The 26,627-nt window shown below is 72.9% G+C and carries 24 protein-coding genes, 1 pseudogene and 1 riboswitch; of the genes and pseudogenes, 20 read left to right on the plus strand and 5 right to left on the minus strand.

What is annotated here, in order from left to right:
- Window position 1: 1 nt before the first annotated feature.
- The 5 genes and pseudogenes from ACZ4LX_RS29235 (at window position 2) to ACZ4LX_RS29255 (ending at window position 4,415) form a co-directional block, all read left to right on the plus strand.
- On the plus strand, window positions 2–796 hold the full coding sequence (locus ACZ4LX_RS29235; protein WP_467641739.1) for an ABC transporter ATP-binding protein: 795 nt from the start codon (window positions 2–4) through the stop codon (window positions 794–796).
- A complete protein-coding gene (locus ACZ4LX_RS29240; protein WP_467641742.1) occupies window positions 793–1,539 on the plus strand; it encodes an ABC transporter ATP-binding protein in 747 nt (248 codons plus the stop codon). The genes ACZ4LX_RS29235 and ACZ4LX_RS29240 overlap by 4 nt, the downstream gene beginning before the upstream one ends.
- Window positions 1,539–2,426 carry a branched-chain amino acid ABC transporter permease gene (locus ACZ4LX_RS29245; protein ID WP_467641745.1) on the plus strand — a complete coding sequence of 296 codons (888 nt, stop codon included), beginning with the start codon at window positions 1,539–1,541 and terminating at the stop codon, window positions 2,424–2,426. Before ACZ4LX_RS29240 ends, ACZ4LX_RS29245 begins: the two co-directional genes overlap by 1 nt.
- A pseudogene (locus tag ACZ4LX_RS29250) lies at window positions 2,423–3,534 on the plus strand (branched-chain amino acid ABC transporter permease). The gene ACZ4LX_RS29245 and the pseudogene ACZ4LX_RS29250 overlap by 4 nt, the downstream one beginning before the upstream one ends.
- Window positions 3,531–4,415, plus strand: a complete 885-nt coding sequence (locus ACZ4LX_RS29255; RefSeq protein ID WP_467641748.1) for an alpha/beta hydrolase — start codon at window positions 3,531–3,533, stop codon at window positions 4,413–4,415. The pseudogene ACZ4LX_RS29250 and the gene ACZ4LX_RS29255 overlap by 4 nt, the downstream one beginning before the upstream one ends.
- A 111-nt stretch (window positions 4,416–4,526) precedes the next feature.
- On the opposite strand, the gene ACZ4LX_RS29260 is transcribed toward ACZ4LX_RS29255, so the two are convergent.
- Window positions 4,527–5,996 carry an extracellular catalytic domain type 1 short-chain-length polyhydroxyalkanoate depolymerase gene (locus tag ACZ4LX_RS29260; protein WP_467641751.1) on the minus strand — a complete coding sequence of 490 codons (1,470 nt, stop codon included), beginning with the start codon at window positions 5,994–5,996 and terminating at the stop codon, window positions 4,527–4,529.
- 243 nt (window positions 5,997–6,239) lie between these two features.
- Between ACZ4LX_RS29260 and ACZ4LX_RS29265 the strand changes: the two genes are divergently transcribed.
- The 5 genes from ACZ4LX_RS29265 (at window position 6,240) to ACZ4LX_RS29285 (ending at window position 10,606) form a co-directional block, all read left to right on the plus strand.
- Window positions 6,240–7,226 carry an aldo/keto reductase gene (locus tag ACZ4LX_RS29265; protein WP_467641754.1) on the plus strand — a complete coding sequence of 329 codons (987 nt, stop codon included), beginning with the start codon at window positions 6,240–6,242 and terminating at the stop codon, window positions 7,224–7,226.
- Window positions 7,227–7,334: 108 nt separating this feature from the next.
- A complete protein-coding gene (locus ACZ4LX_RS29270) occupies window positions 7,335–8,156 on the plus strand; it encodes a 3-hydroxybutyrate dehydrogenase (RefSeq protein WP_467641757.1) in 822 nt (273 codons plus the stop codon).
- Between the two features lie 37 nt (window positions 8,157–8,193).
- Entirely contained in the window at window positions 8,194–10,173 is a 1,980-nt protein-coding gene (locus tag ACZ4LX_RS29275; RefSeq protein ID WP_467641760.1) for a helix-turn-helix domain-containing protein, read from the plus strand.
- 86 nt (window positions 10,174–10,259) lie between these two features.
- Entirely contained in the window at window positions 10,260–10,433 is a 174-nt protein-coding gene (locus ACZ4LX_RS29280) for a hypothetical protein (protein ID WP_467641763.1), read from the plus strand.
- Window positions 10,434–10,447: 14 nt separating this feature from the next.
- Window positions 10,448–10,606, plus strand: a complete 159-nt coding sequence (locus tag ACZ4LX_RS29285; protein ID WP_467641766.1) for a hypothetical protein — start codon at window positions 10,448–10,450, stop codon at window positions 10,604–10,606.
- 65 nt (window positions 10,607–10,671) lie between these two features.
- Here ACZ4LX_RS29285 and ACZ4LX_RS29290 read toward each other — a convergent pair whose 3' ends face one another.
- Window positions 10,672–10,905, minus strand: coding sequence for a ferredoxin (locus ACZ4LX_RS29290; protein WP_467641769.1), 234 nt, complete (start codon window positions 10,903–10,905; stop codon window positions 10,672–10,674).
- Window positions 10,905–12,368, minus strand: coding sequence for an aldehyde dehydrogenase (locus tag ACZ4LX_RS29295; RefSeq protein WP_467641772.1), 1,464 nt, complete (start codon window positions 12,366–12,368; stop codon window positions 10,905–10,907). Before ACZ4LX_RS29295 ends, ACZ4LX_RS29290 begins: the two co-directional genes overlap by 1 nt.
- A 379-nt stretch (window positions 12,369–12,747) precedes the next feature.
- On the opposite strand from ACZ4LX_RS29295, the gene ACZ4LX_RS29300 reads away from it, so the two are divergent.
- On the plus strand, window positions 12,748–13,788 hold the full coding sequence (locus ACZ4LX_RS29300; protein WP_467641774.1) for an MBL fold metallo-hydrolase: 1,041 nt from the start codon (window positions 12,748–12,750) through the stop codon (window positions 13,786–13,788).
- A gap of 78 nt (window positions 13,789–13,866) precedes the next feature.
- On the opposite strand, the gene ACZ4LX_RS29305 is transcribed toward ACZ4LX_RS29300, so the two are convergent.
- The gene (locus ACZ4LX_RS29305; protein WP_467641777.1) at window positions 13,867–15,402 is read right to left on the minus strand and encodes a hypothetical protein; all 1,536 of its coding nucleotides are present in this window, start codon (window positions 15,400–15,402) and stop codon (window positions 13,867–13,869) included.
- A 215-nt stretch (window positions 15,403–15,617) separates the two neighbouring features.
- Between ACZ4LX_RS29305 and ACZ4LX_RS29310 the strand changes: the two genes are divergently transcribed.
- From ACZ4LX_RS29310 to ACZ4LX_RS29325, 4 genes are all read left to right on the plus strand, one after another.
- Window positions 15,618–16,757 carry a winged helix DNA-binding domain-containing protein gene (locus tag ACZ4LX_RS29310; RefSeq protein ID WP_467641779.1) on the plus strand — a complete coding sequence of 380 codons (1,140 nt, stop codon included), beginning with the start codon at window positions 15,618–15,620 and terminating at the stop codon, window positions 16,755–16,757.
- A gap of 375 nt (window positions 16,758–17,132) precedes the next feature.
- Window positions 17,133–17,666 (plus strand): hypothetical protein, encoded by a 534-nt coding sequence (locus ACZ4LX_RS29315; protein WP_467641782.1) that lies wholly within the window; start codon window positions 17,133–17,135, stop codon window positions 17,664–17,666.
- 343 nt (window positions 17,667–18,009) lie between these two features.
- Window positions 18,010–18,453, plus strand: a complete 444-nt coding sequence (locus tag ACZ4LX_RS29320; protein ID WP_467641784.1) for a hypothetical protein — start codon at window positions 18,010–18,012, stop codon at window positions 18,451–18,453.
- A 21-nt stretch (window positions 18,454–18,474) separates the two neighbouring features.
- Complete coding sequence (locus tag ACZ4LX_RS29325) at window positions 18,475–18,897, plus strand: hypothetical protein (protein WP_467641786.1); 423 nt, start codon at window positions 18,475–18,477, stop codon at window positions 18,895–18,897.
- Window positions 18,898–19,434: 537 nt separating this feature from the next.
- Here the strand turns inward: ACZ4LX_RS29325 and ACZ4LX_RS29330 are convergent.
- Window positions 19,435–20,133 carry a hypothetical protein gene (locus tag ACZ4LX_RS29330; protein ID WP_467641789.1) on the minus strand — a complete coding sequence of 233 codons (699 nt, stop codon included), beginning with the start codon at window positions 20,131–20,133 and terminating at the stop codon, window positions 19,435–19,437.
- Window positions 20,134–20,484: 351 nt separating this feature from the next.
- Window positions 20,485–20,555, plus strand: a riboswitch (cobalamin riboswitch).
- A gap of 126 nt (window positions 20,556–20,681) precedes the next feature.
- On the opposite strand from ACZ4LX_RS29330, the gene ACZ4LX_RS29335 reads away from it, so the two are divergent.
- From ACZ4LX_RS29335 to ACZ4LX_RS29355, 5 genes are all read left to right on the plus strand, one after another.
- The gene (locus ACZ4LX_RS29335; protein WP_467641792.1) at window positions 20,682–21,935 is read left to right on the plus strand and encodes a prenyltransferase/squalene oxidase repeat-containing protein; all 1,254 of its coding nucleotides are present in this window, start codon (window positions 20,682–20,684) and stop codon (window positions 21,933–21,935) included.
- Between the two features lie 83 nt (window positions 21,936–22,018).
- Window positions 22,019–22,702 carry an SCO2322 family protein gene (locus ACZ4LX_RS29340; RefSeq protein ID WP_467642196.1) on the plus strand — a complete coding sequence of 228 codons (684 nt, stop codon included), beginning with the start codon at window positions 22,019–22,021 and terminating at the stop codon, window positions 22,700–22,702.
- Window positions 22,699–23,913: an energy-coupling factor transporter transmembrane component T gene (locus ACZ4LX_RS29345; protein ID WP_467641795.1), complete on the plus strand. Its 1,215-nt coding sequence runs from the start codon at window positions 22,699–22,701 to the stop codon at window positions 23,911–23,913. Before ACZ4LX_RS29340 ends, ACZ4LX_RS29345 begins: the two co-directional genes overlap by 4 nt.
- On the plus strand, window positions 23,910–25,640 hold the full coding sequence (locus ACZ4LX_RS29350) for an ABC transporter ATP-binding protein (RefSeq protein WP_467641798.1): 1,731 nt from the start codon (window positions 23,910–23,912) through the stop codon (window positions 25,638–25,640). The genes ACZ4LX_RS29345 and ACZ4LX_RS29350 overlap by 4 nt, the downstream gene beginning before the upstream one ends.
- On the plus strand, window positions 25,637–26,464 hold the full coding sequence (locus ACZ4LX_RS29355; protein ID WP_467641800.1) for an ECF transporter S component: 828 nt from the start codon (window positions 25,637–25,639) through the stop codon (window positions 26,462–26,464). Before ACZ4LX_RS29350 ends, ACZ4LX_RS29355 begins: the two co-directional genes overlap by 4 nt.
- Window positions 26,465–26,627 lie beyond the last annotated feature (163 nt).

Here is a 26,627-nt window from a genome sequence, read left to right on the forward strand (position 1 = left end):
CATGACCGCACCCCACACCCTCGGACACCGGAACGGCGGCCCGGCGGAACCGCCGGCCCCCGTCCTCCGGCTGGACGGGCTCGGCTGGAGCGTCGGCGGCGCGACCATCGTCCAGGACGTCTCCCTGAGCGTCCGCGAGGGCGAGTTCCTCGCCTTCATCGGCCCCAACGGGGCAGGCAAGACATCCCTGTTCAACCTGGTCAGCGGGATCACCCTGCCCACCGACGGCACGATCGCGCTGGACGGCGCGGACATCACGGACCGGCCGGCGCACGTCCGGGCCCGGCGCGGCATCGGCCGGACCTTCCAGACGTCCAGCCTCTGGCCCGCGATGAGCGTGGCCGACCACGTACGGCTCGCCGCGCAGGCCGCCCGGGGCGGTTCGTACCGCCTCTGGCGGCGCGCCGACCCGTACACCGCCGATGTGGCGGGCGTCCTGGAGCGCACCGGCCTCGGCCACCGGGCCGGGGCCACGGCCGCCGAACTGTCGCACGGCGAGAAGCGGAAGCTGGAGCTCGCCGTGCTGCTGGTCGGCGAGCCCCGGCTGATGCTGCTCGACGAGCCGATGGCCGGGGTGAGCGCCGAGGAGGTCCCCGCTCTCACCGAGCTCATCCGCACCCTGCACCGGGAGGAGGGGCGCACGGTCCTCATGGTCGAGCACCACATGGACGTCCTGCTGGGCCTCGCGGACCGGCTGGCCGTGATGCACCACGGCCGGCTGCTCGCCCTGGACACCCCCGAGGCCGTCACCGCCGATCCGACCGTGCAGCAGGCCTACCTCGGGGAGGGGCTGTGACCACGGAGCAACCCCTCCTCGACGTGCGGGACCTGCGGGTCCTGATCGGCGGCCGTCACATCCTGCACGGCGTCGACCTGGATGTCGCCGCCCACGGTGTGACCGCACTGCTCGGCCGCAACGGGGCCGGGAAGACCACGACCGTACGCGGCATCCTCGGCCTCGTCCCGCGCGAGGGCAGCGTCCGCCTGGACGGCGAGGAGACCGTGACGCTGCCGACCCACGCGCTCGTCCGGCGCGGGATCGGCTACGCCCCCGAGGACCGGGGCGTCTTCGCGGGGCTGACGGTCGCGGAGAACCTGCGGCTGGCGGAGCGGCGCGGGGCGGGCGAGCCCGCGTATGCGCTGGTCCATGAACTCTTTCCCGAACTCAGGAAAAGAGCACGTCAGTTGGCCGGGACCCTGTCCGGCGGACAGCAGCAGATGGTCGCCATCGGCCGCACCCTGCTCAACACCAACCGGCTGATCATCGCGGACGAACCCACCAAGGGCCTGGCGCCGAAGGTCGTCACCGAGGTCGCCCAGGTGCTGGAGCGGGCCGCCGAGGCGGTACCGGTACTGCTCGTGGAGCAGAACCTCGCCGTCGTCCGGCGCCTCGCCGCGCACTGCGTGGTGCTGGCCGACGGCCGGACCGCCCACCGCGGCCCGGCGGCCGGGCTGCTCGGCGACGCGGAGGCGGCCCGCAGGCTGCTCGGCGTGGGCCACGGACCGCTGACCCCACACACCGCGGAGGCGGATTCCTGATGTCCACCGTCGTGCTGCTCACCATGACCGGACTCGGTCTGGGAGCCCTCTACTTCCTCGTGGCGTCCGGACTCTCGCTGATCTTCGGCCTGATGGACGTCCTCAACTTCGCGCACGGGGCGCTGCTCTCCATCGGCGCGTACGGCACCTGGTGGGCCGCGTCCGGGAATCTGCCCGGCGCGGGGCCCGGCGGCGCCGGCTTCGTCCTCGCGGTCCTGTTCGGTACGGCGGTGGGCACCGCGGCCGCCGTGCTGCTGGAACTCGCCGTCGTCCGCCCGCTCTACACCCGGCCCCGCGAACAGGTACTCGCCACGGTCGGTGTCGGGCTCGCCGTCCCGGCACTGCTGTCGGGCATCTGGGGCTCGGACGCCCGGACCTTCCCGGGACCCGAGGCACTGTCGGGCACCTTCGGACTGCTGGGCGCGCAGGTCCCCGTCAACCGCCTCGTCCTGGTCGCGGCGGCGGTCGTGGTGCTGGTGGCGCTGCGGCTGTTCCTGGGCCGGACCCGGCACGGGCTCGTCGTGCGGGCCGGTGTCGAGGACCGGGCGATGGTCACCGCGCTCGGCGTCGACGTCCGCAAGGCGTTCACGCTCGTCTTCGCGATCGGGGGCTGCGCCGCGGCGCTCGGCGGGGCGCTCGGCGGGCTGTACTTCGGTTCGGTCGACCCCCGCCAGGGCACCTCGCTGCTGATCTTCGCGTTCGTCGTCGTGGTCACCGGCGGCATGGGCTCGGTGACCGGCGCCGCCGTGGCGTCCGTCGTCATCGGCCTGGTCCAGCAGTTCGCCAACTACTACACCGCGGCGGGCCTCGGCGATCTGGCGGTCGTCGTCCTGCTCGCCGCGCTGCTGCTGATCCGCCCGCGCGGACTGACGGGGAGGCTCGCGTGAGCACCGCCATCGAGGCACCTGACCGTACCGAGGGCGCGGTGGCCCCGAAGGGGGCGGCCAACACATCCCGGCTGCTGCGCTGGTGGCCGGCGGCCGTCCTGCTGGTCCTGGCCGTCGCGCCGTTCAGCGCCGTACCCGTACCGGGTCTGCTGGACGGCCCGCTCGGCAGCGCGGGCAGCCTGCAACTCCTGGCCACGTGCCTGCTGTTCGGCGCGCTGGCCACGGGCTACGATCTGCTGCTCGGCCGCACCGGACTGCTCTCGTTCGGCCACGCCCTGTACTTCGCTTCGGGCAGTTACGCCACACCAACATGTTCCTGCTGGAGGCGGGGCTCCCCTTCGCCCTCGCCGCGGTCCTCGGGCTGCTCTTCGGGACCGCCCTGGCCCTGGTCCTGGGATCGGTGAGCCTGCGGGTCACCGGCATCGGCTTCTCCATGGTGACCCTCGCCTTCGCCCAGGCCGGCTCGATCCTGGTGTCCCGCAACCCCGGCGGGTTCACGGGCGGGGAGGAGGGCCGGGCGGCCCCGGCCGATCTGCTCCCGTCCTGGCTCGTGGGCATCGACCACACCGCGAACCTCTACTGGATCGCGCTGGCCTATCTCGTCCTCACCCTGTCCGTCGTCGCCTGGGCGGTCCGCTCCCCCACCGGGCGCGTCTGGGAGGGCATCAAGGAGAACGAGCGCCGGGTGGAGGTGCTGGGCCTGAAGCCGTACGGATTCAAGCTGACGGCCTTCGTCGTCGCGGGCGCGCTCGCCGCGCTCGGCGGCATCGTCCACCTGCTCCTGACCGGCGGCTCCACACCGCAGACCACCACGTCCGACTTCACGCTTTCGCTGCTGGTGATGGTGGTGCTGGGCGGCTCGGGCACCCGCTGGGGCCCGATGGTCGGCGGCATCCTCTACACCTGGGCCGACCACCGGCTGGGCGACCTGGCCGGTTCGGGAGCGGTCGCCGATCTGCCGGGGGTGCTCCGGGTCCCGCTCTCCCAGCCGCTGTTCCTGCTGGGGGTGCTGTTCGTGGCCGTGGTACATCTGCTGCCCGGCGGCCTGGCCCGGCTGCCGTCCAGGCTGAGGGCTGTCGCGCACCGGAAGGAGAACGGAGACCGATGACCGCGTACGAGGAGATCGAAGTCCCTGTGAACGGGGGCCTGCTGGCCGCGCTGCGCTGGCCGGCCACCGATCCGCAGGCGCCGACCGTGCTGGCACTGCACGGCATCACCGCCAACGCGCTCTCCTGGGGCACGGTGGCCCGGCAGCTGGCAGGACGTGTCACGCTGATCGCCCCGGATCTGCGGGGCAGGGCCGGGAGTTCGGCTCTTCCGGGCCCGTACGGCATAGCCGCGCACGCGGACGACATCGCCGCCCTGGCCGAGGCCCTGGGCCTGGGCCGGGTGGTGCTGGCGGGTCACTCGATGGGCGCGTTCGTGGCGGCACTGGCCTCGGTGCGCCACCCGGACCGCTTCGGCCCGCTGCTGCTCGTCGACGGCGGCATCGGCTTCCCCGCGCCGACTCATCTCTCCCCCGACGAGCTGATGACGGCGGTGATCGGCCCGGCGATGGACCGGCTGTCGATGACGTTCCCGGACCGGGCGGCCTACCGCGCCTTCTGGCAGGCCCATCCCGCGTTCGCGGACTCCTGGTCGGACGAGGTGGACGCGTACATCCAGCGCGATCTGACGGGCGACGAGCCCGCCCTGCGTTCGTCCTGCCGGATCGAGGCCATCCGCACGGACGGCGTCGGCCTGTTCGACGCGGAGGTGCTGACGGCGGTACGGAAGCTGCCCGTCGAAGCGACGCTGCTGTGGGCGGCGCGGGGCCTGATGGACGAGGAGCAGGGGCTGTACGACGAACAGCGGCTGGCGGCGGCCGACCTGGGCGGGACCCGGGTGGAGCCGGTGGCCGTGAAGGACGTCAACCACTACACGGTCCTCACGGGCGGACAGGGCGGACGGGAGATCGCCGCGCGTCTCGTGGCGTCCGCGTACGCCTGACGGACGGGAAGGGACGGAACGGGACGGGAAGGACGGCGGGCCCCGGTGGCGCTCGGGTTCCGAGGTGCGCCGCCGGGGCCCGTCCCGTCCTGTTCCTGTCCTTCCCGTGTGTCAGGCCGTACAGCCGCTGTCCGCGATCACGAAGTAGCCCGCCGGTGACTCCTTCAGGGTGTGGGTGACGAAGACGTTGTAGAGGCCCATGTTCTGGTTCGAGCCGTTGGCGTACACGTACCCGCCGGAGGTGTGGGCCCTGCCCGCCGTCACATGCGCGTAGTTGGTGGCGGAGTGGCAGGTGGCGGGGGCGCCGCCGCCCGTGGTGGTCGCCGTCACCTGGGCCGATGCCGCGCCGGCCGTGCCCGATCCGTCGAGGGCCGTCACGGTGTAGCGGTAGGCGGTCCCGGCGGTGAGTCCGGTGTCCGTGTACGAGGTGGTGGCGGGCGAGGCGACCGTCGTCCCGTCGCGGCGGACGGCGTACGAGGCGGCGCCCTCGACCGGGTTCCAGGACAGGGCGGCCGTGGTGTCCGTGGTGCCGGTGACGGTCACGCCCCCGGGCGCCGGGAGCTGGTCGCCGCCCCCGCCGGGGGTGCCGCCGTCCAGGCCCCAGAAGACTCCCGTGTAGTACGTCGAGCAGATCGTGTTCAGGAAGTACGCGGCCGTCGTCCCGCACTGCTGGTCGCCCGTCCCGGGGCTCACGGGAAGGCCGTGGCCCATGCCGGAGACGGAGTACGTCTCCACCGCCGGGTTCCCGGAGGCGTCGTCGTAGACGCCGCGGGTGGTGTTGCCCGGGAGGGTGTCGGTGGACGAGGGCGTCTGGCCGATGCCCCAGACGTCCGTCCACTGGTCGCGCAGTGCCGTGGCGTTGGCCGGGTAGACCGTGTAGTCCGAGGTGCCCTGCCAGATCGCGACGCGGGGCCAGGGACCGGTGTAACCGGGATGGGCGGCGCGGACCTTGTCGCCCCACTGCGCGGGGCTGAGCTTCTGCGGGCCCGTCTGGCAGCCGGAGGCGGCGGCCTGGCTCGTCGCGCACTGGGCGGGCAGCCCCGAGGCCACCGAGCCGCCCGCGAACACGTCCGGGTAGGCGGCGAGCAGGTCCGCGGTCATTCCGCCGCCGGCCGAGAGGCCGGTGACGTACACCCGGCGGCCGTCGGAGCCGTAGTGCTCCTTCGCGTAGTCGACCATCTGCACGACGGAGGCGGCCTCACCCTTGCCCCGGGTGTCCTCGGCCGGGTCGAACCAGCTGAAGCAGGAGAGCGAGTTGTTCGCGGAGGTGGTCTGCGGGAAGACGACGGCGAAGCCCCAGGTGTCGGCGAACCTCGGCCAGCCGGAGTTCGCGTAGTACGCGTTCGCCGTCTGGGTGCAGCCGTGCAGGGCGACGACGAGCGGCGCGTTCGCGGGGAGCCCCGCAGGGGTGTACGCGTACATCTGGAGGTTGCCGGGATTGGTTCCGAAGCCGGTCACCTGCTGGAGGCCCGCGGCGGCGGCGGGCTGCGCGGCGGTGCCGCTCAGCATCGCGGCGAGCAGGCCGAGGACGGCCGTGGACGCCATGCGGCGGAGCAGACGTCTCAGGATGGATGGGCGCACGGGGCTGCCTCCCTGGTCGGAGAGTGGGGGGTACGGGTTGCTGCCGGAACCTATGAGCCGGGCCCGTCCCCGCCCATGGGACCGGTGGACACTCCCCGGCCCCGGCTGTGTGCGCCGCCGCCGTTGCGCTGCGGCCGGCGCCCTGGGTGCAGGGCGCCCGGGGTTGACCTGGAGCGCGCTCCAGCATGCAGACTGCGTGATTCGGCGCGCCCGTACCGATCCGGGCGCCGGGAGGGGAACCACATGCGTTACCGCACCATCGGCACCGGCCCTCGGACGCGCCGGGAGGTGAGTGTGCTCAGCCTCGGTGCCATGCGGATGGGCACGCTGACCGACGAGGCGACGTCCTTCGCGATCCTGGACCGGTACGCCGAGGCCGGCGGCACGTTCATCGACACGTCCAACAACTACGCGTTCTGGGTCGACGGCACCCAGGGCGGCGAGAGCGAGCGGTTGCTCGGCCGCTGGCGCCGCAGCCGGGGGGTGGGCGACGAGATCGTCATCGCGACCAAGCTCGGCGCCCGCCCGAACGCGCCAAGCACCGGATTCTCCCGCGACATCGAGGGCCTGTCCGCCAAGGTGATCCGGGAGTCCGCCGAGCGCAGCCGGGAGAACCTCGGGGTGGCGAAGCTGGACCTGCTCTACGCCCACGTCCAGGACGGCGCAGTGCCCATGGCCGAGACCGTCGGGGCCTTCGGTGAACTGGTCACCGAGGGCACCGTCGGACTGCTGGGCGTGAGCAACCACTGGGCGTGGCAGGTCGAACGGGCCCGCGCGCTCGCGGCGGCCGCCGGACTGCCCGGGTACGAGGTGCTCCAGTACCACCACAGCTATCTGCGGCAGCGCACGGACCAGCCGAGTCCGCGCTCCCCCGACGGCCGGGAGGGGATCATGTCGGGCGATCTGCTGAGCTACCTCCGCGCCGAGCCCTCCCTCGTCCCGGTGGCCTACTCGCCGCTGCTGGGCGGCGCCTACAGCCGTTCGGACCGGCCGCTGGGCCCGGAGTTCGAGCATCCGGGGACCGCCGCCCGCCAGGAGGCGCTGAGGACGGTGGCCGATGCCACCGGGGCGCCCCCCGGTCAGGTGGTGCTGGCCTGGCTCATCGGCGGAGAGGTCCCGGTGGTCCCGCTGGTCGGTGCCTCGTCGGTGGCGCAGCTGGACGAGAGTCTGGCGGCGGTGGACCTGGAACTGACCGAGGAGCAGCGGGCGGTGCTGGACGCCGCGCACTGACGGACCGGGCCGGTGCACACACCACGTACGCCGCCACCATGCCGGGGCGGGCGGGTGTGTGCACCGGCGCCATGTGACACGGGCCGTCGCGTACCTACGGTGACGGCCATGGAGACTTCCCGCAGACCGGATCACGCCCCCGCCGCCCCCTCCCCGGGTGGCGGACCACGACAGGCGTCCGCAGAACCGCTGCTGGCCGGGCGCACCGCGCTGGTGACCGGTGCGGCGAGCGGCATCGGGCGGGCCTGTGCGCAGGCGCTGGCCGGGGCGGGTGCGCATGTGCATGTCGTGGACAGGTCGGGCGAGGCCGCGGAGAGCCTGGCCCGGGAGCTCGGCGGGACGGCCTGGGTGGTGGACCTGGGCGACCCCGAGGTCGTCGACACGCTGCCGGCCGATGTCGACGTCGTGGTCAACAACGCGGGGATCCAGCACGTCGCGCCCGTCCACACGTTCCCGCCGGACCGCTTCGCGCTGATCCAGCGGGTCATGGTGGAGACCCCGTTCCGCATCTTGCGCCGGACCCTGCCGGGGATGTACGAACGCGGCTGGGGGCGCGTGGTCAACATCTCGTCGGTGCACGGGCTGCGCGCGAGCCCGTACAAATCGGCCTATGTGACGGCCAAGCACGCACTGGAGGGGCTGAGCAAGGTGGTCGCGCTCGAAGCGGCGGAGCACGGGGTGACGAGCAACTGCGTCTGCCCCGGTTACGTACGCACGCCGCTGGTCGAGAACCAGATCGCCGACCAGGCACGGACGCACGGCATCTCGGAGGCGGACGTGGTGGCGCGGGTGATGCTGGAACGCAGCGCGATCAAGCGGCTGATCGAGCCGGCGGACGTCGCGGAGGCGGTCCTGTGGCTGTGCGGGCCGCGCACCGGGCACATCACGGGCACCTCGCTCTCCATGGACGGCGGCTGGACCGCGAACTGACCGGCCCCGAACCCCCTATCTACGAACGCTGGACGCCATGCCTGAACCGCTCCCCTCCGCCGCACCCCACCTCCGGCGCCTGTTCGACCTGCTGGCCGACGACGCGCCCGCCGAGGCTCTGGGCGCGGTCTCCTCGCAGGCGCGGGGGGACGGTGTGCCCGCCGAGGAGCTCGCGGAGGTGGAGCGGGCCACGGCGACCGCGCTGCGGATCCGGGGCGTCCTGCGTCAGCACCGGCGCCGGGAACTCCAGCTCACCGCACTGTTCGACACGGCGGGCGACCTGGCGGCCTCGCGGGAGCTGGACGATGTCCTGAAGGCGATCGTGCGCCGGGCCCGGATGCTGCTGGGCACGGACACCGCCTACCTCACGCTTCCGGACGAGGAGGCGGGCGACACGTACATGCGGGTGACCGACGGGTCGGTGTCGGTCGTCTTCCAGCGGCTGCGCCTGGAACTCGGCGAGGGGCTCGGTGGTCTGGTGGCGCAGACCGCGAGCCCGTACGCGACACCGGACTACCCCGCCGACGAGCGCTTCCACCACACCCGCGACATCAACGCCGGGGTCCTCGACGAGGGGCTGGTCGCGATCCTGGGCGTGCCCCTGCTCCTCGGCTCCAGCCGGGGCGGCACGGGGAAGGTGATCGGTGTCCTCTTCGCGGCCGACCGGTCGCCCCGGGTCTTCAGCCCCGACGAGGTCGCCCTGCTCTGCTCGCTGGCCGCGCACGCCGCGATCGCCATCGACACGGCCCGCGCGCTCGCCGACACCACCTCCGCGCTGGCCGAACTGGCGGAGGCGAACGCGGAACTGGCCGAGGCCAACGCCTCCGTACGGGCGCACTCGGCGGCCATGCGGCGGGCCGAGGAGTCGCACGACCGGCTGACGGACCTGGTGCTGCGCGGGCGGGACGTCAAGGACGTCGCGGCGGCCGTCGCCGGGCTGCTCGGCTCGCCGCTGACCATTCACGACCCGGGCGGCCGTCCGCTGGCCGCCGTGCGCCCGGACGGTACGGGCTTCGCCGCCGACAGCATGGACGCCGGGTGGCTGGCGGACGCGGCCGAGGAGTCCCGGACGGGGGCGCGTGCGGTGCGCCGCGACGGGCGGGTGGTCTGCGCGGTGCTCGCCGGTCAGGAGCTGCTGGCCGGCCTGGTGCTGCACCGCGGCCGGGCGCTGGACGACTCCGACCGCCGGCTGTTCGAACGGTCGGCGGTGGTCACCGGGCTCCTTCTGCTCCTGCGGCGCACGGTGGCCGAGACGGAGAACCGGATCCGGGGCGAGCTGATCGCCGATCTGCTGACGGACACCGGCCGCGATCCGGCGGGGCTGGCCGAACGGGGCCGCCGTCTGGGCGTCGACCTGGACCGCCCGCATCTGCTGCTGGTCGCGGAGACGGGGACGCGGGAGCGGCTGGCCCCGGCCGCCATGCGCTATCTGTTCGGCGGCGGCATCCACGGGGTGAGCGCCGAACACGCGGGCGCGGTGGTGCTGTTGATCGAGGACGACGGTACGGGCGCGGGCCGGGCCGCCCGTTCGGCGGCGGCCCAGCTGGGCCGGCTGGCGCAGTCCCCCGTGACGGTGGCCGCCGCCGGGCCCGCCCGGGGCCCCGGGGAGCTGGCCGCCGCGTACGGCGAGGCCGCGCGCTGTCTGCGGGCGATGCGGGTGCTGGGGCGTACCGGCGAAGGCGCCTGTGTGGAGGAACTGGGCTTCCTGGGTGTCGTCCTCGGCAACGCCCAGGACGTCGACGGCTTCGTGACGGCGGCGCTGGGGCCGCTGCTGGACTACGACGCCCAGCGCGGCACCCAGCTGGTGCGGACACTGGGCGCGTACTTCGGCGCGGGCGGCAGCCTGATCCGGGCCAAGGACGAACTGCATGTGCATGTGAACACGGTGGTGCAGCGGCTGGACCGGATCCAGGTGCTGCTGGGCCGGGACTGGAACGAGCCGGACCGGGCGCTTGAACTGCAACTGGCCCTGCGGCTGCATCTGTTGTCCGGCCCCCGTCCCGTGGACAGCCGCTGAGGACCGCCTGCCGGGGCGGGTGTTCTACGGCCGGATCGGACCTGGTCTCCGTCACCGACGTCGACCGGGCAGGTGTCCGGATCGGGGTGAAGCGGGGCTCCGCGTACGACCTGTTCCTGGACCGCACCCTTGAGCGGGCGACCGCCGTCCGCGGCACGGAGGGCGTCGGCGTCTTCCGCGAGGAGGGCCTGGAGGCCGCGGCGGGCATCCGGCAGCCGCTGACCGCGTACGTCGCGGGGCACCGGGCGAGGTACGGCTGATCGAGGACCGGTTCATGGAGATCCGGCAGGCGGTGGGTACGACCCGGAGCCGGACGCCCGAGACGGTGCGGTTCCTGCGGGACCTGGTCGAGGAGCTGAAGGCCGACGGCTTCGTGGCGGACTCGCTGCGCCGCTCGGGCCGGTCCGCGGCGCCGGCCGCCCCGCCCGCCTGACGGGCGCGGACGGGGCGGTTCGGGAACACCCTGCGGGCGGGCGGACGGGGCGGTTCGGGCCCTCCTCAGTCCTCCGGCGGGAACACCACCTCTCCCGAGTCGGCCAGCGCGACCGTGATGGCCTCGACCGGGCATCCCTCGGCGGCGGCGAGGACCCGTTCGTTGGCGTCGGTCTCCGGGGCGACGGGGTGCGACTGCATGGCGGTGTCCAGCCGGAACCCGTCCGGCGCGTGGTTCACACACATCCCCGACCCGATGCAGACGCCCCGGTCGACCTCGACGCTCCAGCGGTCGCCCATCAGGCCTCGCTCCCGTATCCGGCGGGCAGGTGGATCATCTTGTGCTCGAAGTACTCCCCGTACCCCTCGGGGCCGAACTCCCGTCCCAGGCCGGAGTTCTTGTAGCCGCCGAACGGGCCGAGCATGTCGAGACTGAAGGTGTTCACGCTGTACGTACCGGTCCTGACCCGGCGGGCGATGTCGATGCCGCGCTCGGTGTCGGCGGTCCAGACGCTGCCGCTGAGGCCGTACTCGGAGTCGTTGGCGATCTTCACGGCCTCGTCCTCGTCGCCGTACGGCAGCAGGCAGATGACCGGGCCGAAGATCTCCTCGCGGGCGACGCGCATGGAGTTGTCGACGTCACCGAAGAGTGTCGGCTCGACGTACCAGCCCGTCTCCTGCGACGCCGGGCGCCCGCCCCCGGTGAGGACCTTGGCCCCCTCCTCCTGGCCGATCCGGATGTAGTCGAGGGAGCGCTGCTGCTGGCGCCGCGCGACGAGCGGGCCGAGTTCGGTGGCGGGGTCCAGCGGGTCGCCGATCTTCAGCGCCCCGGCGGCCGCGGCGAAGGCCTGGGCGGTCTCCTCGTACCGGGAACGCGGGACCAGGATGCGTGTCTGGGCCACGCAGGCCTGTCCGTTGACCATCCAGGCGAAGGGCACGATGCCGGCGACGGCGGTGTCCAGGTCGGCGTCGGGGAGGATCACCGCGGCGGACTTCCCGCCGAGTTCCAGGGTGACGCGGGTGAGGTTGCGCGAGGCGACCTCCATCACGCGCCGGCCGGCGGCGACGGACCCGGTGAACGAGACCTTGTCGACGCCCGGATGCCCCACGAGGTACTCGCTCACCTCGCGGTCGGCGGGCAGGATCGACAGCACTCCGTCGGGCAGCCCGGACTCGGCGGCGATCTCGGCCAGGATGTAGGCGTCGAGCGGCGATTCGGGCGACACCTTGAGGACGGCCGAGCACCCGGCGAGCAGCGCGGGCGCGAGCTTGGCGGCGGCGGTGAACTGGGGCACGTTCCACGGCACGACCGCCGCGACGACCCCGACCGGCTCCCGCCTCACGAGCAGCGGGCCGAGCGCCCCGTCCCGGCGCTCCTCGTACGGGAAGGTGCGGGCGACGGTGATCGCCGCGTCCCACACCATCATCGCGGCGAGGGCCTGCACCATGACGCTGGAGGTGTACGGGGTGCCGTTCTCCGAGCTGATGACCCGGGCGATCTCCTCGTACCGGACGGCGAACGCGTCCTTGATCCTTGTGACGACGGCGATGCGCTCCTCCAGCGACATCTGCGGCCAGGGTCCGTGGTCGAACGCCTGCCGGGCGGCGGCGACGGCCCGGTCCACGTCCCCCTCGGCGGCATGCGGCACGCGGCCGATGACCTGCTCGGTGTGCGGGGAGATGACCTCGATGACTTCCCGCCCGAGCGGATCGACCAACTTCCCGCCGATGAACAGTTTTCCGTGTTCGACAAGCTCGCTCATGGCTGCTGCCTCCCGCGACGCGGCACGTGACCCGACTCGTTGACTGGTTCCGCATCCGAACCCGGCATCCGGCATCCCACATCCCGTATCCGGCGTCCGGCGTCCGGCATCCCGAATTCACCTGACTGTGTGTCAGAACTGATACCAGTTCCAGTTCCAGTAGTCCACGGCTGGGACGACGACGGACCGGACTTCCTCGCACGGCGGAGGAACCGTCTTCCACGTCCACCCTCCTGGCACACCCCGCCCCCGAGGCGCCCGGACCGGAAGGAATGGATGACGGCCGGGGCTACCACTGGAACAAGTTCTCGTTACAGTGGACGCGGCGCGTCGTGGCCGTACCCGCACGCCGCCCAGACCGCTCGGAGATGGGGAGTCCATGACGCAGGTGATCAACCACGGTGGCGGCGTCCACAGCATCAAGGTCCCCATCCCGGACAACCCGCTGGGGCACACCCTGGTCCACCTCCTCGACACGGACCGGGGCCCGGTCCTGATCGACACCGGCTGGGACGACCCGGAGGCGTGGGACACGCTCACGGCCGGGCTCACCACCATCGGCGTGGACATCGCCGGCATCCACGGCGTGGTCATCACCCACCACCACCCCGACCACCACGGCCTCTCCGGCCAGGTCCGCGAGGCGTCCGGGGCCTGGATCGCGATGCACGCCGCCGACACCGCGATCGTCCGCCGCACCCGCGCGTCGGAGCCCGGCACCTGGCTGGCCTACCTCGCGGCGAAGCTGGCGACGGTCGGCGCACCCGAGGACCACATCGCCCCGCTGCTGGCGGCCCGCGAGGAGGGCGGCCGCATGCGCACCCTGCCCGGCCTGCGGGCCGCCGTCCCGGACCGCGAGATCGTGCCGGGCGAACTCCTCGACCTGGCGGGCCGCGCCCTGCGCGCGATCTGGACCCCCGGCCACACCCCGGGCCATGTCTGCCTGCACCTGGAGGAGGACCACCCGGCCAACCTCCCGGGCCGGGGCCGCCTCTTCTCCGGCGACCACCTGCTCCCCGGCATCAGCCCGCACGTCGGCCTCTACGAGGACCCGGACGACGCCACGGCGACCGACCCGCTGGGCGATTACCTCGACTCCCTTGAACGCATCGGCCGCCTCGGCGTCGCCGAAGTCCTCCCGGCCCACCAGTACGCGTTCGCGGACGCGGCAGGACGCGTACAGGAACTCCTCGACCACCACGAGGAGCGCCTGACCGGCCTGCTCACCCTGCTCTCCCGGCCGCTCACCCCGTGGCAGCTGGCCGAACGGATGGAGTGGAACCGCCCCTGGGAGCAGATCCCCTACGGCTCCCGCAACATCGCCGTCTCGGAGGCCGAATCGCATCTGCGCCGGCTGGTGAAGCTGGGGCGCGCGGAAGCGGTGGCGGGAAGCGAGCCGGTGACGTACGTGGCGGTGTGAGGAAGCGGTACGCGGAAGCGGTACGCGGAAGCGGTACGCGGCAAGGTCTGCGCAAGCGCGGGAGCCACCCCGCCGGGGTCACACCGCGGCACCGGAGTCCTCGCGCGGCCCCGCCGGGGCAGCCGGTCCCGGGGCGGCCTCGGGGGCCCGGCCGGCGGGCAGCGCGGCGGGGCGGGCGTCCGGTTCACCGGCGGGGACGCCGGCCGCCGCGCGACGACGTGCCACGAAGGCGGTCGCGATCAGGGCGAGCGCGACGGTCCCGGAGAGCGCCGGCCAGTACACGTAACGGTAGTTGGACTCCGGAGCCGTGGGCAGATAGGCCAGGAGGTACAGGAGTGAGCTGGCCCCGAGCAGCCGGATCTCCCGCGTGTACGGGCCGGCCCACCGGCGACGCAGCACCAGCACCAGCGAGACGGCCAGCCAGAACCAGCCCTGGAAGAGCATCGGCAGGTCACGGGCGAACCCGGTCACGTAGTTCCGCAGCGCGAACCGCAGCGTGTCGTTCAGCGGCTGTTCGCGCACCTCGGGGTTGAGCCGGGCACCGGCGTTGACACGGGTGCCGTCCCAGAAGATCTGGTTGCTCCGGAAGAGCAGTTTGGAGAAGACCCGGCCCCGGTACTCGGCATAGCCCTTCCAGTGCCTGGGCATCTGCTGCGCCCACATCCGCACGATCACGTCCGCGTGCCGATCGAGATACGTCACATCGAACGGCCGGCGCTGCGGGAAGCACTGGAGGTACCCGTCCGAGGTGATGTGCCGCTTCCGGCAGGTGACGGCCGCGGCGACCATACGGTCCCGCAGGTCCGCGTCCGCACCCGCCCGTTCGGCGGCGGCGCGCACCTGCTCCGGGGTGAGTACGTGGACGAGGTCGTCCACCGGGATCACCGCGTACACGCGTGTGGCCAGCGGGGCGGTGGCCGCGTCCACCGCGACACTGCCGCCCAGCACGACGGCGACGAAGACCCCGGTGGCGGCCAGCCGGTGACGCCGTCCGGGGGCGGGCCGGGCGGCGAGGACGAGCAGGGCGAAGACCGGGACCGCGGCGGGGATGCCGTTCTTGCGCACGAGGGCCGCGTAGCCGAGGAACAGCACGCCCAGCACCAGCAGTGCCCAGCGGGTCCCGACCCGGTCCCGGGGCAGCTCACGCACGGTCAGCGCGATCGCGAAGACCGCGAGGAGCGCGTACGCCAGGTGCACGTCCTTCCACACCACTCCCGTGAGGTTCATGATGTGCGGCGCGAGGCCGACCGCCGGCACCACGAGGGAGAGCCCGCGGCTCCCGGTCCGCTTCCACACCAGCAGGGCGAGGGCCCACAGCGTCCCCCACAGCACCGCGGCCTGGAGGGCGGCCATGGTGGAGAAGTCCCCCGTGATCAGGATGAGCGTCCGCCACGCGAGCGCCATCACCGGCGGATGCCAGTCGTTCACCGGCTCGTCCCCGAGCGCCTGCCCCAACTGGGTGTTGCTGTCCGCGCTGAGGTACCCGGGGTGGAAGACGGTGGCCACGGCGTAGCCGCACGCCGCCGTGATCGCCGCCAGGCACCACGGCCACGCCGTGCCGCCCTTCCAGGCTCTGCGCAGTGCGGTGGTCCACCGGTCGACGGTTGCGGACATGGGGCGGGGCCCTCCCAGCCGATGATGACGGGTCGCGTGGTCGCTCAACTGCGAACCGAGGGATAACAGTTCGCGGACAGCGTGGACGGGAATCTATGCGTAACGGATGACAGAGGACAAACCGGAACGACTATTCACCCGAACGGGAGGGCGAGGTGCGGCGGTCGGAGCCCCGGCCGCGGAGGAGCGTGTTCGCGGGAGGACAATCCCCGGCTGTGACGATCACCGCGCGCGAACTCAACCGGGCGACCCTCAGCCGTCAGCTCCTGCTGGCGCGCGAGCCGCTGAGCGTCCCCGACGGGGTGCGGCGGGTGGTGGCGCTCCAGGCGCAGCATCCGGCCTCTCCGTACATCGCCCTGTGGAACCGGCTCACCGATTTCGCTCCGGCCGAGCTGGACACCGCTTTCGCCGAGCGGGCGGTGGTCAAGGCCACCCTCATGCGCATCACCCTGCACGCCGTGCACGCCTCGGACTACCCGGCCTTCCGCGCGGCCATGGAGCCGACGCTGTACGCCTCACGACTGGGCGCCCGTTTCGCCGACGCGGGGCTGACTCCGGCGGACGCGGAGAAGCTGGTTCCGGAACTGCTGGCCTTCGCCCGCCGGCCACGTACCTCCGCGGAGATGCAGGCATGGGCCGAGAAGCGGCTCGGCGCCGAGAAGAAGGACGGCGGGTGGTGGGGGCTGAAGGGGTACGCGCCCCTGCACCACGCTCCGACGGATGCGCCGTGGTCCTTCGGCCACCGGCCGTCCTTCGTCGCGGCGGCCGACAGCGGACCGGCACCCATGGGCCGGGAGGGAGACGTCCGGGCCCTGCGGACCTTGATCCTGCGCTACTTGTCGGGGTTCGGGCCCGCGTCCACAGCGGACCTGGCGCAGTTCGCCATGGTGCGGCGGACCTCCGTCCGCGCGGCGCTCCGGACCATGGGCGACGCCGTCGACCAGTTCCAGGGGCCGGACGGCGGTCCGTTGTTCGACCTCCCGGGCGCATCCCGGCCGGCCGCCGACACCCCCTCCCCGCCCCGCCTCATGGCCATGTGGGACAGCGTTCTGCTGGCGTACGCCGACCGCAGCCGGGTGATCCCCCCGGACTACCGCCCCCTGGTGATCCGGCGCAACGGCGACGTGCTGCCCACCCTGCTGGTCGACGGCTACGTCGCCGGCGTGTGGCGCCCCACGGCGGACGGCATCGAGGCCACGGCGTTCCATCCGCTGCACCCGGCCGCCTGGGACGGCCTCGCCGCCGAGGCTCGGTCCTTGACGACGGCCCTCCTCGACGACCGCGAGACTCAGGCCTACAGCCGCTACCACCACTGGTGGGCGAAGCTCCCCGAGGGCGAGGTGCGAGTGCTCTGAGGGTGGCGGACCCGGGGATCACGATCAGCGGGAACGGCCTTGCCGCGAAGGCGAGCGGACGCTCGGCAGACACCGAGGGGCTCACGCGAGCACGGGCCGGGCCCCGCCTCCAGCTCCGTTTCGGCGCGGGACGGACCTGAGCGCCGGGAAGCCCTTCGCCCCTTCCGCGCCGAAGGCCGGACGATCGGAGATCCGAAAGCGCACGCGATGCCAACGGCCCTATTTCACGACCGAGTTCGGCGACGGACGCCGGCCGTTCCCCTCGACCGCACCATGACGGGCGGCGCTGCCCGATCGCCGTTCCTTCCGGCTATTGTCACCTGATCCACGCATGATGCCCGGCCGCGCCGGGCGTTCCCCCGCCCAGGAGGCCACATGAGCGAGGCGTACTCGCCCATACCGGAGTTGAACCTGCTCAAGGGGTTCGCGGACCGGATGGGGCCGGTCTACTACTCGGAGAGTTTCGAGCTGCGCGAGTACGGCGCGGACGTCGGCCTCGGCACCTGGTCGGAACATCCGGAGTTCCTGAGCCGATTCATCCCCTTCGCGCGAGCCACCCGCTCCGGCTCCGACTACGCCCTGTGGCGCTGCGACGATCGCACCGATCTTGCCACTCTGCCCGTCGTCCTGGTCGGCGACGGAGGGGACCTCTATGTGATCGCGCGAAGCCTGACGGAACTGTTCCGGCTTCTCACCATCGACAGCGAGCCCTTCTCCGATTGCGGGTTCTCCGGCTCCGAAAGCGTCGAGAGGCACAGCGAGGGCCACCAGGAGTTCCTCACCTGGCTGGACCAGAACTTCGGGATCGAGCCACCGGAGGACGTGGACGCGCTGTGGGCCGAGCGAGACGAGCACGACGATCGGTTCAGGGCATGGGCGAGCCGGTTCATCGATGTGGGCGATGACTGAAGGGCCACCGCAGTTCACGCCGTGACTCCGCCGCCGTCCGCGGTCTTCGATTCCGGCTCGGACGCGTCACCACCGGCCTCATGTCGCCCGACCAGGTGGTGTCACCGAAGTGCTGGAAACGGCTCTGGACACCGTAGGCGGCGGCAGGACCGAGGCATTCGCCGGACGACGGAGCGGCCCCGGACAGCGGCGCCGGCCGGGGAGGCTCCGCGATCGCGTCCTGGTGGTCACCGTGGACGCGATCATGCGACAAACGCTCTGCAATCCGTCTGCAGCCGTCTTGCAATGGGGACATGGCACTCTCCAGCGTGTGGCGCATCCGATCCACAGTGAGGAAGTCTCCATGCGCAAAATCACGCGTTCGTCCATCGGCGTCGCGGCCGCCCTCGTCGCCCTTGCTTTCTCGACCGGGGCGGCCCCGTCACAGGCCGACCCGGGTCAGCCGCGGCTGCTTGATGCGAACCCCACCTCGTACTACTACATAGACCCGCCCCGTGTTCCGGCAGCACAGGTCGACTGGTGGGACTTCGACCCGGACACGCTCGCCGATCTGGATGAGTTCTTCATCTACGACATCGCGAAGGACGGCTACGGCGTCTACGCGTCGTTCGCCCATCCCAACGGAAAGACCTATTCGGCCACGAACACCAATGGCGCGAACGCCAACGGCGTGGCGCTGAACATCGCCAATCTCAAGGACAACACAACGGGCAAGCTCAAGATCTGCCTGACGCAGAACGGGAAGCCCATCTCGTCCATGTGCCAGTCGTGGAACATCACCGAATAGTCACGGAAGGGAATGACGGGCGTGAACAACCTCACCAGGACCGCCGTCGTGGCGGTCGCAGGCATTGCCCTCGCGGTGGGCTCGCAGGGTTTCGCATCCGCGCAAGTGGGTGTGGACACCCCCAACGGGGCCGAGTTCTACCCGGCGAACGCGCAGACGGGGGTGGTGGTCTGGAACGACTACTACAAGCCTGAGCCGACCAGCGACGCGGACAGTTTCTCCGTCTCCGACACCCGTGCGGACGGGCACGGAGTCTTCCTGAGGGTCGACCATCCCAACGGGCAGACCTACTTCAAGGCATTCAACCAGGGCTACGGCGGCGGCGGCCTCGAATTCAAGCCCCCGAACCTCCCGAACGGGCACACCGAGTGGATCACGGTCTGCCTCAGCGAGAAGAGCAAGCCCATCGAAAGCACCTGCACGATGTCAAGCATTACCGAGTAGCCGACCTCACGGTGCAAGGAAGGGCGGAGTGTTGGGGCACTCAGCTCTTCCGGCCTCGTGTCGATGCGTGGTGAAGGATGGGGACAGCCTTCACCACGCCGGTGATTCAGCCGGTGTCTCGGCGGAGATTCCGTATGCGCATGCTCACACGGCCGGCAGGGCCACTCCGAACGCCGGCCCGCCCGGGTCGTCGATGTACGAAACGGTGCCGCCCTTGCGGGCGGCATGAAGCACGAGCGGGCCCGTCACGGACTGCCCCGGCCGGTACATGGTGTCGAGGCCGGGGCCTTCCGTCGTGCTGCCGGTGGTGGCGACCTGCGGGGACGTCCGCGCGTCCTCCCACGTGACAGCCCCGTCCAGCGCGACGGCGCCGGTCTCGCGCCCGATGTTCTTGATCGTGAGCGTGAGGACGACCCATTGCCCCGTCGCCCCGCGCTTGCCGCCCGCCTCCGGCGCGGCGACGTACCGGGCCTTTGGGGACTTCAGAAAGACAAAGGCAGCTGACCGGAAGGCAGTTCGGGCGTGGAGGGCCGGGGGTCAGGGCGACTTCGGCCACACATAGAGCCTGCCGCTGACCGACGCCTCGTCCGATCCGTCGTCGATGTGGTCGATCAGCGCCATGGAGACGGCACCCCGGTCCGTGACGGAGCACAGCGCCGCGCCTTCGGCGAAGCCCCGCTTGCCCCGTTCGTAGCTGTCGAGAAGCGCGAGGGCTCCGAAGCCGGTCCTCGAAGCCGCCCTGCAGGACTCGAAGGACTTCGGCATGTCGGCCTGCAGCAGCCCCACACGGGCGTTGGGCAGCGCGCGCAGCAAGTAGTTGTCCTGGTCGTTGCAGCTGCCGGGCCAGTAGAGGAGCTCGGCCCCGCGGGGATCCTTGGTCGTGCCGTTCTCCTCGCCCCTGACCGAGGCCTCCACCCGGCTCATGCCGTCGTCGAGATCGACGAGCTGTTGTTCGTGCTGGTTGCAGGGAGAGGGTGCCAGCCCCCACATCGTCCTGGTCGCCTCAGCGAATCCGGCGGGCGCCGTGAGGTCCGCGCCGGAGGAGTCGGAGGCGTCCGGGGAGGCCGGAGCGCTGCGCGAGGCCGGGTCGTCCGGGGTCGCGGCGGGAGGCTCGGTCTCCGTCGACGCGCGGTCCGGGTCCGGACGGGCGGAGGGGTCCGACGGTGCGCCGCTGGCGGCGGGGGCCGGGGCGGGCGCCGAGACGGGATCGCGATCGGAGCCGTTGCTGAAGACCACCGTCACCACGATCCCGACCAGCGGGACGGCGATTCCTCCGACCCACCACGCCCACCGGGGCGGATCCGTGCGCGGCGGCGCGGGGGGATGGGGCGGCGGGGTGGCGGGGGGCCGGGAAGGAGGCGGAGGGAATCCCCCTGCACCTGTCGTCATACCCGTCCGCCCCTTTTCAACCCGAGTGATTCGTAAGCCAGTTGCAGTTTAACGATCACTCCGCGAAAGAGCCATGGACTATTCCGGGCGTTCCGGGCGGCCCTCACCTGCTCCGCCACCGCTCAGGCCCCGGCGCCCGGCAGGGCCCCCTGAGCACCCGCCCGGTAGAGTGGGCAAGTCGTCATCATGTCCGTTCAGGGGGAAGCCGGTGCGAATCCGGCGCTGACCCGCAGCCGTGACCGCCGTACCCGGCGGGAGCCGGAATGCCCTGTCCGTGTCGTGACCGGCTCGTGTCGCCGGGGCCCCCGGCGGCCGGCACCGTCGAGGATACGGAGCCGGAGCCTGGTGCCTGTGTGTGCCTGTGCCCGGTTCCCCCAGGAGAGGCCCCGCCCGCCATGACCGTACGCCGCAGCGCAGCTGCGCTCGCCGCCACCGCCACCGTGCTCTGTGCGGCCGCAGCCCCGGCCGCGGTCGCCGCGCCGTCCCCCTCCCCCTCCGTGGCCCTGCCCTCGGGGCTGTACGGCACGAAGGACCCGACGTACGACGGCGTCTGGCGGCAGTCGCTGGCGTTCATCGCACAGCGGACCATGGGTGTCACGCCCGCCGCCAAGGCCGTCGACTGGCTGGCCGGCCAGCAGTGCGACAGCGGGGCGTTCCCCGCGTACCGGCCCGACGCCTCCGTGCCCTGCGACGCCAAGACCATGATCGACACCAATGCGACCGCCGCCGCGGTGCAGGCGCTGCACGAGGTCCGCGGCCACGAGGACCTCGTCGCGAACGGCGTCGCCTGGCTGAAGTCCGTACAGAACGAGGACGGCGGCTGGGGTTACACCGCCGGCAGCCCCAGCGACGCGAACTCCACCTCGATCGTCATCGGCACGCTCGGCCGGGCCGGGCAGAAGCTCGGTGACGTGACGACGGACGGCGGCAGGACCCCGTACGACGCCCTGCTCACCTTCGCCATCCCCTGCGGCGGCAAGGACGGCGGCGCGTTCGCGTACCAGCCCGACAAGGCCGGCAAGCTCGTCGCCAACGGCGACGCCACCGCCGCCGCCGTGCTCGGCGCCCTCGGCAAGGGCTTCGTCATCGGGGACAACGCCGCGGTCAAGGACCCCACCTGCACGAAGAGCAAGGCGCTCAAGCCCGAGCAGGCGGCGCAGAACGGCGCCCACTACCTCGCCGGGGCCCTCGCGAAGACCGGCCACCTCGACCTGGCGCCGATGCCCGGCGCCGAGGACAGTTCCCCGCAGCCCGACTTCGGCAACACCGCCGACGCGGTCGTCGCCCTGTCCGCGTCCGGTCACAAGGACAAGGCGGACGCGTCCGTGAAGTGGCTGGCGGAGAACTCCGCGGCCTGGGCGAAGGAGGGCGGCCCGGCCGCCTACGCGCAGCTGGTCATGGCCGCCCACGCCACCGGGGCGGACGTCCACGACTTCGGCGGCGCCGACCTCGTCGGCCAGCTCAACGCGACCGGGCCGGAGCCCGCCGCCGTCAAGAAGCCGACGGCCTCCGCCACCGAGGAGGAGAAGAAGGACAGCGGCGACGGGGACGGGATCGGCGGCGTCTGGTGGTTCGTCGGGATCGGACTCGCCGTCGGCGCGGGCGCCGGGTTCCTGATCAGCGGCCGCCGCAAGAACCAGCAGCTGTGAGGGGCCGTCGGGCGACCGCGGCCGCCCGGTCCGAGGCCGCCCGCCGGTCACTGGGGCGGGCCGGACGGGCCACCGCACTGCTGATGGTCCTGGGCGCCGCTCTGGCCGTGCTCGGTACGGGCACGGCCCAGGCCGCCGGCTACCGCTACTGGTCGTTCTGGGAGAGCTCCGGCAGCGGGTGGGCGTATGCCACCCAGGGGCCGTCGCTGGTCCGCCCGGACGACGGTTCGGTGACGGGCTTCCGGTTCGCCGTGAGCGCGGACTCGCAGGACGCGGCCAAGCCCCGCCGCTCCCCCGACTTCGCGAAGATCTGCGCGGACACGCCCGCCGAGGACGGCAGCAAACGGGTCGCGCTCGTCATCGACCCCGGTACAGCCGCCGACGCCCCGGACGGGGAGACGCCGCCCGCTCCGCGTACCGCGTGTGCGCGGGTGCCGCAGGACGCCAGCAGTGCGGAGGCCCTCGCGTCGGTGGCCAAACCGCTGCGTTACGGCAGTGACGCGCTGCTCTGCGCGATCTCCGGCTATCCGGCCTCCGGCTGCGGCGAGCAGGTCTCCGGGAACAGCGAGGGGAACAACGAGGGGAACGGCGAAGGGGACGGCGGGACCGCCACGGCCGACGCCTCCGCGCCCGCCTCCGCGGGCGTCGCCGCCGGCGGGGACGGTTCGGACGGCGGCGGGCCGTCCGCCGGGGTCCTCGTCGGGGTCGGCGCCGTCCTGCTCCTCGGCGTCGCCGCCGTCGCACAGGCCCGCCGCCGCCGCGGATGACCGGCACGACGCCCGGCCGGACGGACGCCCCGCCGGACCGGTTCCGGGCCTGGCGCGCCCCCGCCGCCACCCGGAGCAACGCGCTGCCCGCCGGTGCCTGGTGGCTGTGGGCGCTCGGGCTCGCCACCGCCGCGTCCCGGACGACCAACCCCCTGCTGCTCGGCCTGCTGGTCGGCGTGGCGGGGTACGTGGTGGCCGCGCGCCGCACGGACGCGCCATGGGCCCGGTCGTACGGGGCGTTCATCAAGATCGGGCTGTTCGTCATCGGGGTGCGGCTGCTCTTCTCCGCCTTCCTCGGCTCGCCGATCCCGGGTACGCACGTGGTGTTCACGCTGCCCGAGGTGCCGCTGCCGGACTGGGCGAAGGGCGTCCGCATCGGGGGCCGGGTCACCGCCGAGCAGTTGCTGTTCGCGCTGTACGACGGGGCGAAGCTGGCCGCGCTGCTGATCTGTGTCGGCGCCGCGAACTCGCTCGCCAATCCGGCCCGGCTGCTGAAGTCGCTGCCCGGTGCGCTGTACGAGGCCGGGGTGGCCGTCGTCGTCGCGATGACCTTCGCGCCGAACATGGTCGCCGACGTGGTGCGGCTGCGCACCGCCCGGCGGCTGCGCGGCCGTCCGACCGGTGGGGTGCGCGCCGTGCTCCAGATCGGGCTGCCGGTGCTCGAGGGCGCGCTGGAGCGGTCGGTCGCGGTGGCGGCCTCGATGGACGCACGGGGGTACGGGCGTACCGCGCAGGTGCCGGCCGCCGTCCGGCACACCACGAACGTCCTCACGCTCGGCGGGCTGCTGGGTGTCTGCGCCGGTACGTACGGGCTGCTCGCCGCGCAGGGTGCGGTGTACGGGCTGCCGCTGCTGATCGCCGGTCTCGTCGCCGCGACGGCCGGACTGCGGCTGGGCGGCGCCCGTTCGGTACGGACCCGCTACCGGCCCGACCGATGGGGGGCGCGGGCCTGGCTGGTCGCGGGATCCGGCGCGGCGGTCGCGGTGGCGATGATCTGGGCGGGGAGCGCGGATCCGGCGGCACTGCACCCCGGTGTCGTCCCGCTGACCGCGCCCGTACTGCCGCTGTGGCCGGCCGCCGCGGTGCTGATCGGCCTGCTGCCGGCGGTCGTCGCGCCCGTCCCGCCGTCCCCCTCGGGCGCGCCCGTCCCGCCCGCCCCCGAAGGCTCGCCCGTCCGGCCTTCCCCCACAGGCTTCGAGGAGCAGGTGTGATCCGGTTCGACGATGTTTCGGTGCGGTACGAGGGGGCCGGGCGGCCCACCCTGTCGGGGGTCGATCTGACCGTTCCCGAGGGTGAGCTGGTGCTCCTCGTCGGGCCGTCCGGGGTCGGCAAGTCGACGCTGCTGGGCGCGGTGTCGGGGCTCGTACCGCATTTCACCGGCGGCCGGCTGAACGGCCGGGTCACCGTCGCCGGGCGGGACACCCGTACGCACAAGCCCCGTGAGCTGGCGGATCTGGTCGGCACCGTGGGCCAGGACCCGCTCTCCCACTTCGTGACGGACACGGTGGAGGACGAGCTGGCGTACGGCATGGAGTCGCTGGGCCTCGCCCCCGGCGTGATGCGGCGGCGGGTCGAGGAGACCCTTGATCTGCTGGGGCTCGCCGGGCTGCGCGACCGGCCGATCGCCACCCTGTCGGGGGGCCAGCAGCAGCGGGTCGCGATCGGTTCGGTCCTCACTCCGCACCCCCGGGTCCTGGTGCTGGACGAGCCGACGTCCGCACTGGACCCGGCGGCTGCCGAGGAGGTCCTCGCGGTGCTCCAGCGGCTCGTCCACGACCTGGGCACGACCGTCCTGATGGCGGAGCACCGGCTGGAGCGCGTGGTGCAGTACGCGGACCAGGTCGTCCTGCTGCCCTCGCCGGGCGCCGCCCCGGTGATGGGCGCGCCCGCCGAGGTGATGGCCGTCTCTCCGGTGCATCCGCCGGTGGTGGCGCTGGGGCGGCTGGCGGGCTGGGAGCCGCTGCCGCTCTCGGTCCGCGATGCCCGGCGGCGGGCGTCGGAGCTGCGGGAGGGGCTGGCGGGCGTGGAGCCGGGGCCGGTCGGCGGTGACGGAACCCGCAGGGCCCTCCCGTCCCCGTCGCCCGCCGTCCGTCCCGCGCCCCGGCGGTCCGCCCTGTCCAGGCTGTTCGGCCGTACCCCGCAGGAGACCCCGGCCCCCGAGCCCGTCACCGGCACCGGCACCACCGCCCGCGTCGACCGTCTCGGGGTGCGGCGCGGGCGCGTCGAGGCGCTGCGGCGGGTGACGCTCGCCGTCGCCCCCGGCGAGACCGTCGCCCTGATGGGGCGCAACGGCGCGGGCAAGTCCACCCTGCTCTCCGCCCTCGTCGGCATGGTCGAGCCCACCTCCGGCACCGTGCTCGTCGGCGGCCGTACCCCGCACCGGACACCGCCGCGCGAGATGGTGCGCCGCGTCGGTCTCGTACCGCAGGAGCCGCGCGATCTGCTGTACGCGGACACCGTCGCCGCCGAGTGCGCGGCGGCCGACGCCGACGCGGACGCCGCGCCGGGCAGCTGCCGGGCACTGGTCTCCGAACTGCTGCCGGGTGTGGCGGACGCCACGCATCCCCGTGATCTCTCCGAGGGGCAGCGGCTCGCCCTGGCGCTCGCCCTCGTGCTGACCGCCCGGCCCCCGCTGCTGCTCCTGGACGAACCGACCCGTGGTCTGGACTACGCGGCGAAGGCCCGGCTCGTCGGGGTGCTGCGCACGCTGGCGGCCGAGGGCCATGCGATCGTGCTGGCCACCCATGATGTGGAGCTGGCCGCCGAGCTCGCCCACCGGGTGGTGATCCTCGCCGACGGGGAGGTGGTCGCGGACGGGCCGACCGCGGAGGTCGTGGTGTCCTCGCCGGCGTTCGCCCCGCAGACCGCCAAGGTCCTGGCCCCGCAGAAGTGGCTCACCGTGTCACAGGTCCGGGCCGCGCTCGGGGGTGCCGCATGACCGGCACGACCGGACGGGGCGCGCGCCCGGTGCGGCTCGGGCCCCGGGCCGTCGCCGCGCTGGTGCTGGTCAGCGCGATCGGGGTGGCGGCCTTCGGCTGGCCGCTGCTGGCCGGACCGGATTCCGGGCTGGCGCACTCCCAGGACGCGCCGTGGCTGTTCGCCGCGCTGCTGCCGCTGCTGGTCGGGGTGGTGGTCGCGATGATCGCGGACGCCGGGCTCGACGCGAAGGCGGTGGCGATGCTGGGGGTGCTGGCCGCGGTCGGGGCAGCGCTGCGCCCGCTGGGGGCGGGCACGGCCGGTCTGGAGCCGATGTTCTTCCTGATGGTGCTGAGCGGGCGGGTGCTCGGGCCGGGCTTCGGCTTCGTGCTGGGCTCGGTGACGATGTTCGCCTCCGCGCTGCTGACCGGCGGGGTGGGGCCCTGGATGCCGTTCCAGATGCTGTCCATGGGCTGGTTCGCGATGGGCGCCGGGATGCTGCCCGGACCGGACCGGCTGCGCGGGCGCGCCGAGCTGCTGATGCTCGCCGCGTACGGGGCGGTGGCCTCGTTCGCGTACGGGACGGTCATGAATCTGTACGGGTGGACGATCGTGCCGGGGCTCGGCTCGGGCATCTCCTTCCACCCGGGTGACGCGGTGGCCGACAACCTGGTGCGGTTCCTCGCCTACTGCACGGCCACCTCGCTCGGCTGGGACCTGGGCCGTGCCGTGCTCACCGTCGTGCTGACGCTGACCGTCGGAGCCGCGCTGCTGAAGGCGCTGCGCCGGGCCACGAGGCGGGCCGCGTTCGAGGCCCAGGTCACATTCGGGGTCCCGGAGGAGTGAGGGCACCCACAGGACCTTGGTCCCGTACGAAGCGGCTTAGGAGCCGCGAGGGGCCGACCTCGGACACCGTCACACCCCCTCCGGCCTGCTATGGAGCGCTTTGGGGTGGTTCGGGACCTTCGGCCCTGGGTGCGAGGCGGGGTCGTACGGAGGGTCGTTGCGG

The sequence above is a fragment of the Streptomyces sp. NPDC026062 genome (assembly GCF_055568375.1).

What these genes read in the sequence shown, in the direction of transcription:
- ACZ4LX_RS29235 (WP_467641739.1), top strand. Translation starts at nt 2, where the DNA reads ATGACCGCACCCCACACCCTCGGACACCGGAACGGCGGCCCGGCGGAA.
- ACZ4LX_RS29245 (WP_467641745.1), top strand. Translation starts at nt 1,539, where the DNA reads ATGTCCACCGTCGTGCTGCTCACCATGACCGGACTCGGTCTGGGAGCC.
- ACZ4LX_RS29255 (WP_467641748.1), top strand. Translation starts at nt 3,531, where the DNA reads ATGACCGCGTACGAGGAGATCGAAGTCCCTGTGAACGGGGGCCTGCTG.
- ACZ4LX_RS29265 (WP_467641754.1), top strand. Translation starts at nt 6,240, where the DNA reads ATGCGTTACCGCACCATCGGCACCGGCCCTCGGACGCGCCGGGAGGTG.
- ACZ4LX_RS29270 (WP_467641757.1), top strand. Translation starts at nt 7,335, where the DNA reads ATGGAGACTTCCCGCAGACCGGATCACGCCCCCGCCGCCCCCTCCCCG.
- ACZ4LX_RS29275 (WP_467641760.1), top strand. Translation starts at nt 8,194, where the DNA reads ATGCCTGAACCGCTCCCCTCCGCCGCACCCCACCTCCGGCGCCTGTTC.
- ACZ4LX_RS29285 (WP_467641766.1), top strand. Translation starts at nt 10,448, where the DNA reads ATGGAGATCCGGCAGGCGGTGGGTACGACCCGGAGCCGGACGCCCGAG.
- ACZ4LX_RS29290 (WP_467641769.1), bottom strand. Translation starts at nt 10,905, where the DNA reads ATGGGCGACCGCTGGAGCGTCGAGGTCGACCGGGGCGTCTGCATCGGG.
- ACZ4LX_RS29295 (WP_467641772.1), bottom strand. Translation starts at nt 12,368, where the DNA reads ATGAGCGAGCTTGTCGAACACGGAAAACTGTTCATCGGCGGGAAGTTG.
- ACZ4LX_RS29300 (WP_467641774.1), top strand. Translation starts at nt 12,748, where the DNA reads ATGACGCAGGTGATCAACCACGGTGGCGGCGTCCACAGCATCAAGGTC.
- ACZ4LX_RS29305 (WP_467641777.1), bottom strand. Translation starts at nt 15,402, where the DNA reads ATGTCCGCAACCGTCGACCGGTGGACCACCGCACTGCGCAGAGCCTGG.
- ACZ4LX_RS29315 (WP_467641782.1), top strand. Translation starts at nt 17,133, where the DNA reads ATGAGCGAGGCGTACTCGCCCATACCGGAGTTGAACCTGCTCAAGGGG.
- ACZ4LX_RS29320 (WP_467641784.1), top strand. Translation starts at nt 18,010, where the DNA reads ATGCGCAAAATCACGCGTTCGTCCATCGGCGTCGCGGCCGCCCTCGTC.
- ACZ4LX_RS29335 (WP_467641792.1), top strand. Translation starts at nt 20,682, where the DNA reads ATGACCGTACGCCGCAGCGCAGCTGCGCTCGCCGCCACCGCCACCGTG.
- ACZ4LX_RS29340 (WP_467642196.1), top strand. Translation starts at nt 22,019, where the DNA reads ATGGTCCTGGGCGCCGCTCTGGCCGTGCTCGGTACGGGCACGGCCCAG.
- ACZ4LX_RS29345 (WP_467641795.1), top strand. Translation starts at nt 22,699, where the DNA reads ATGACCGGCACGACGCCCGGCCGGACGGACGCCCCGCCGGACCGGTTC.
- ACZ4LX_RS29355 (WP_467641800.1), top strand. Translation starts at nt 25,637, where the DNA reads ATGACCGGCACGACCGGACGGGGCGCGCGCCCGGTGCGGCTCGGGCCC.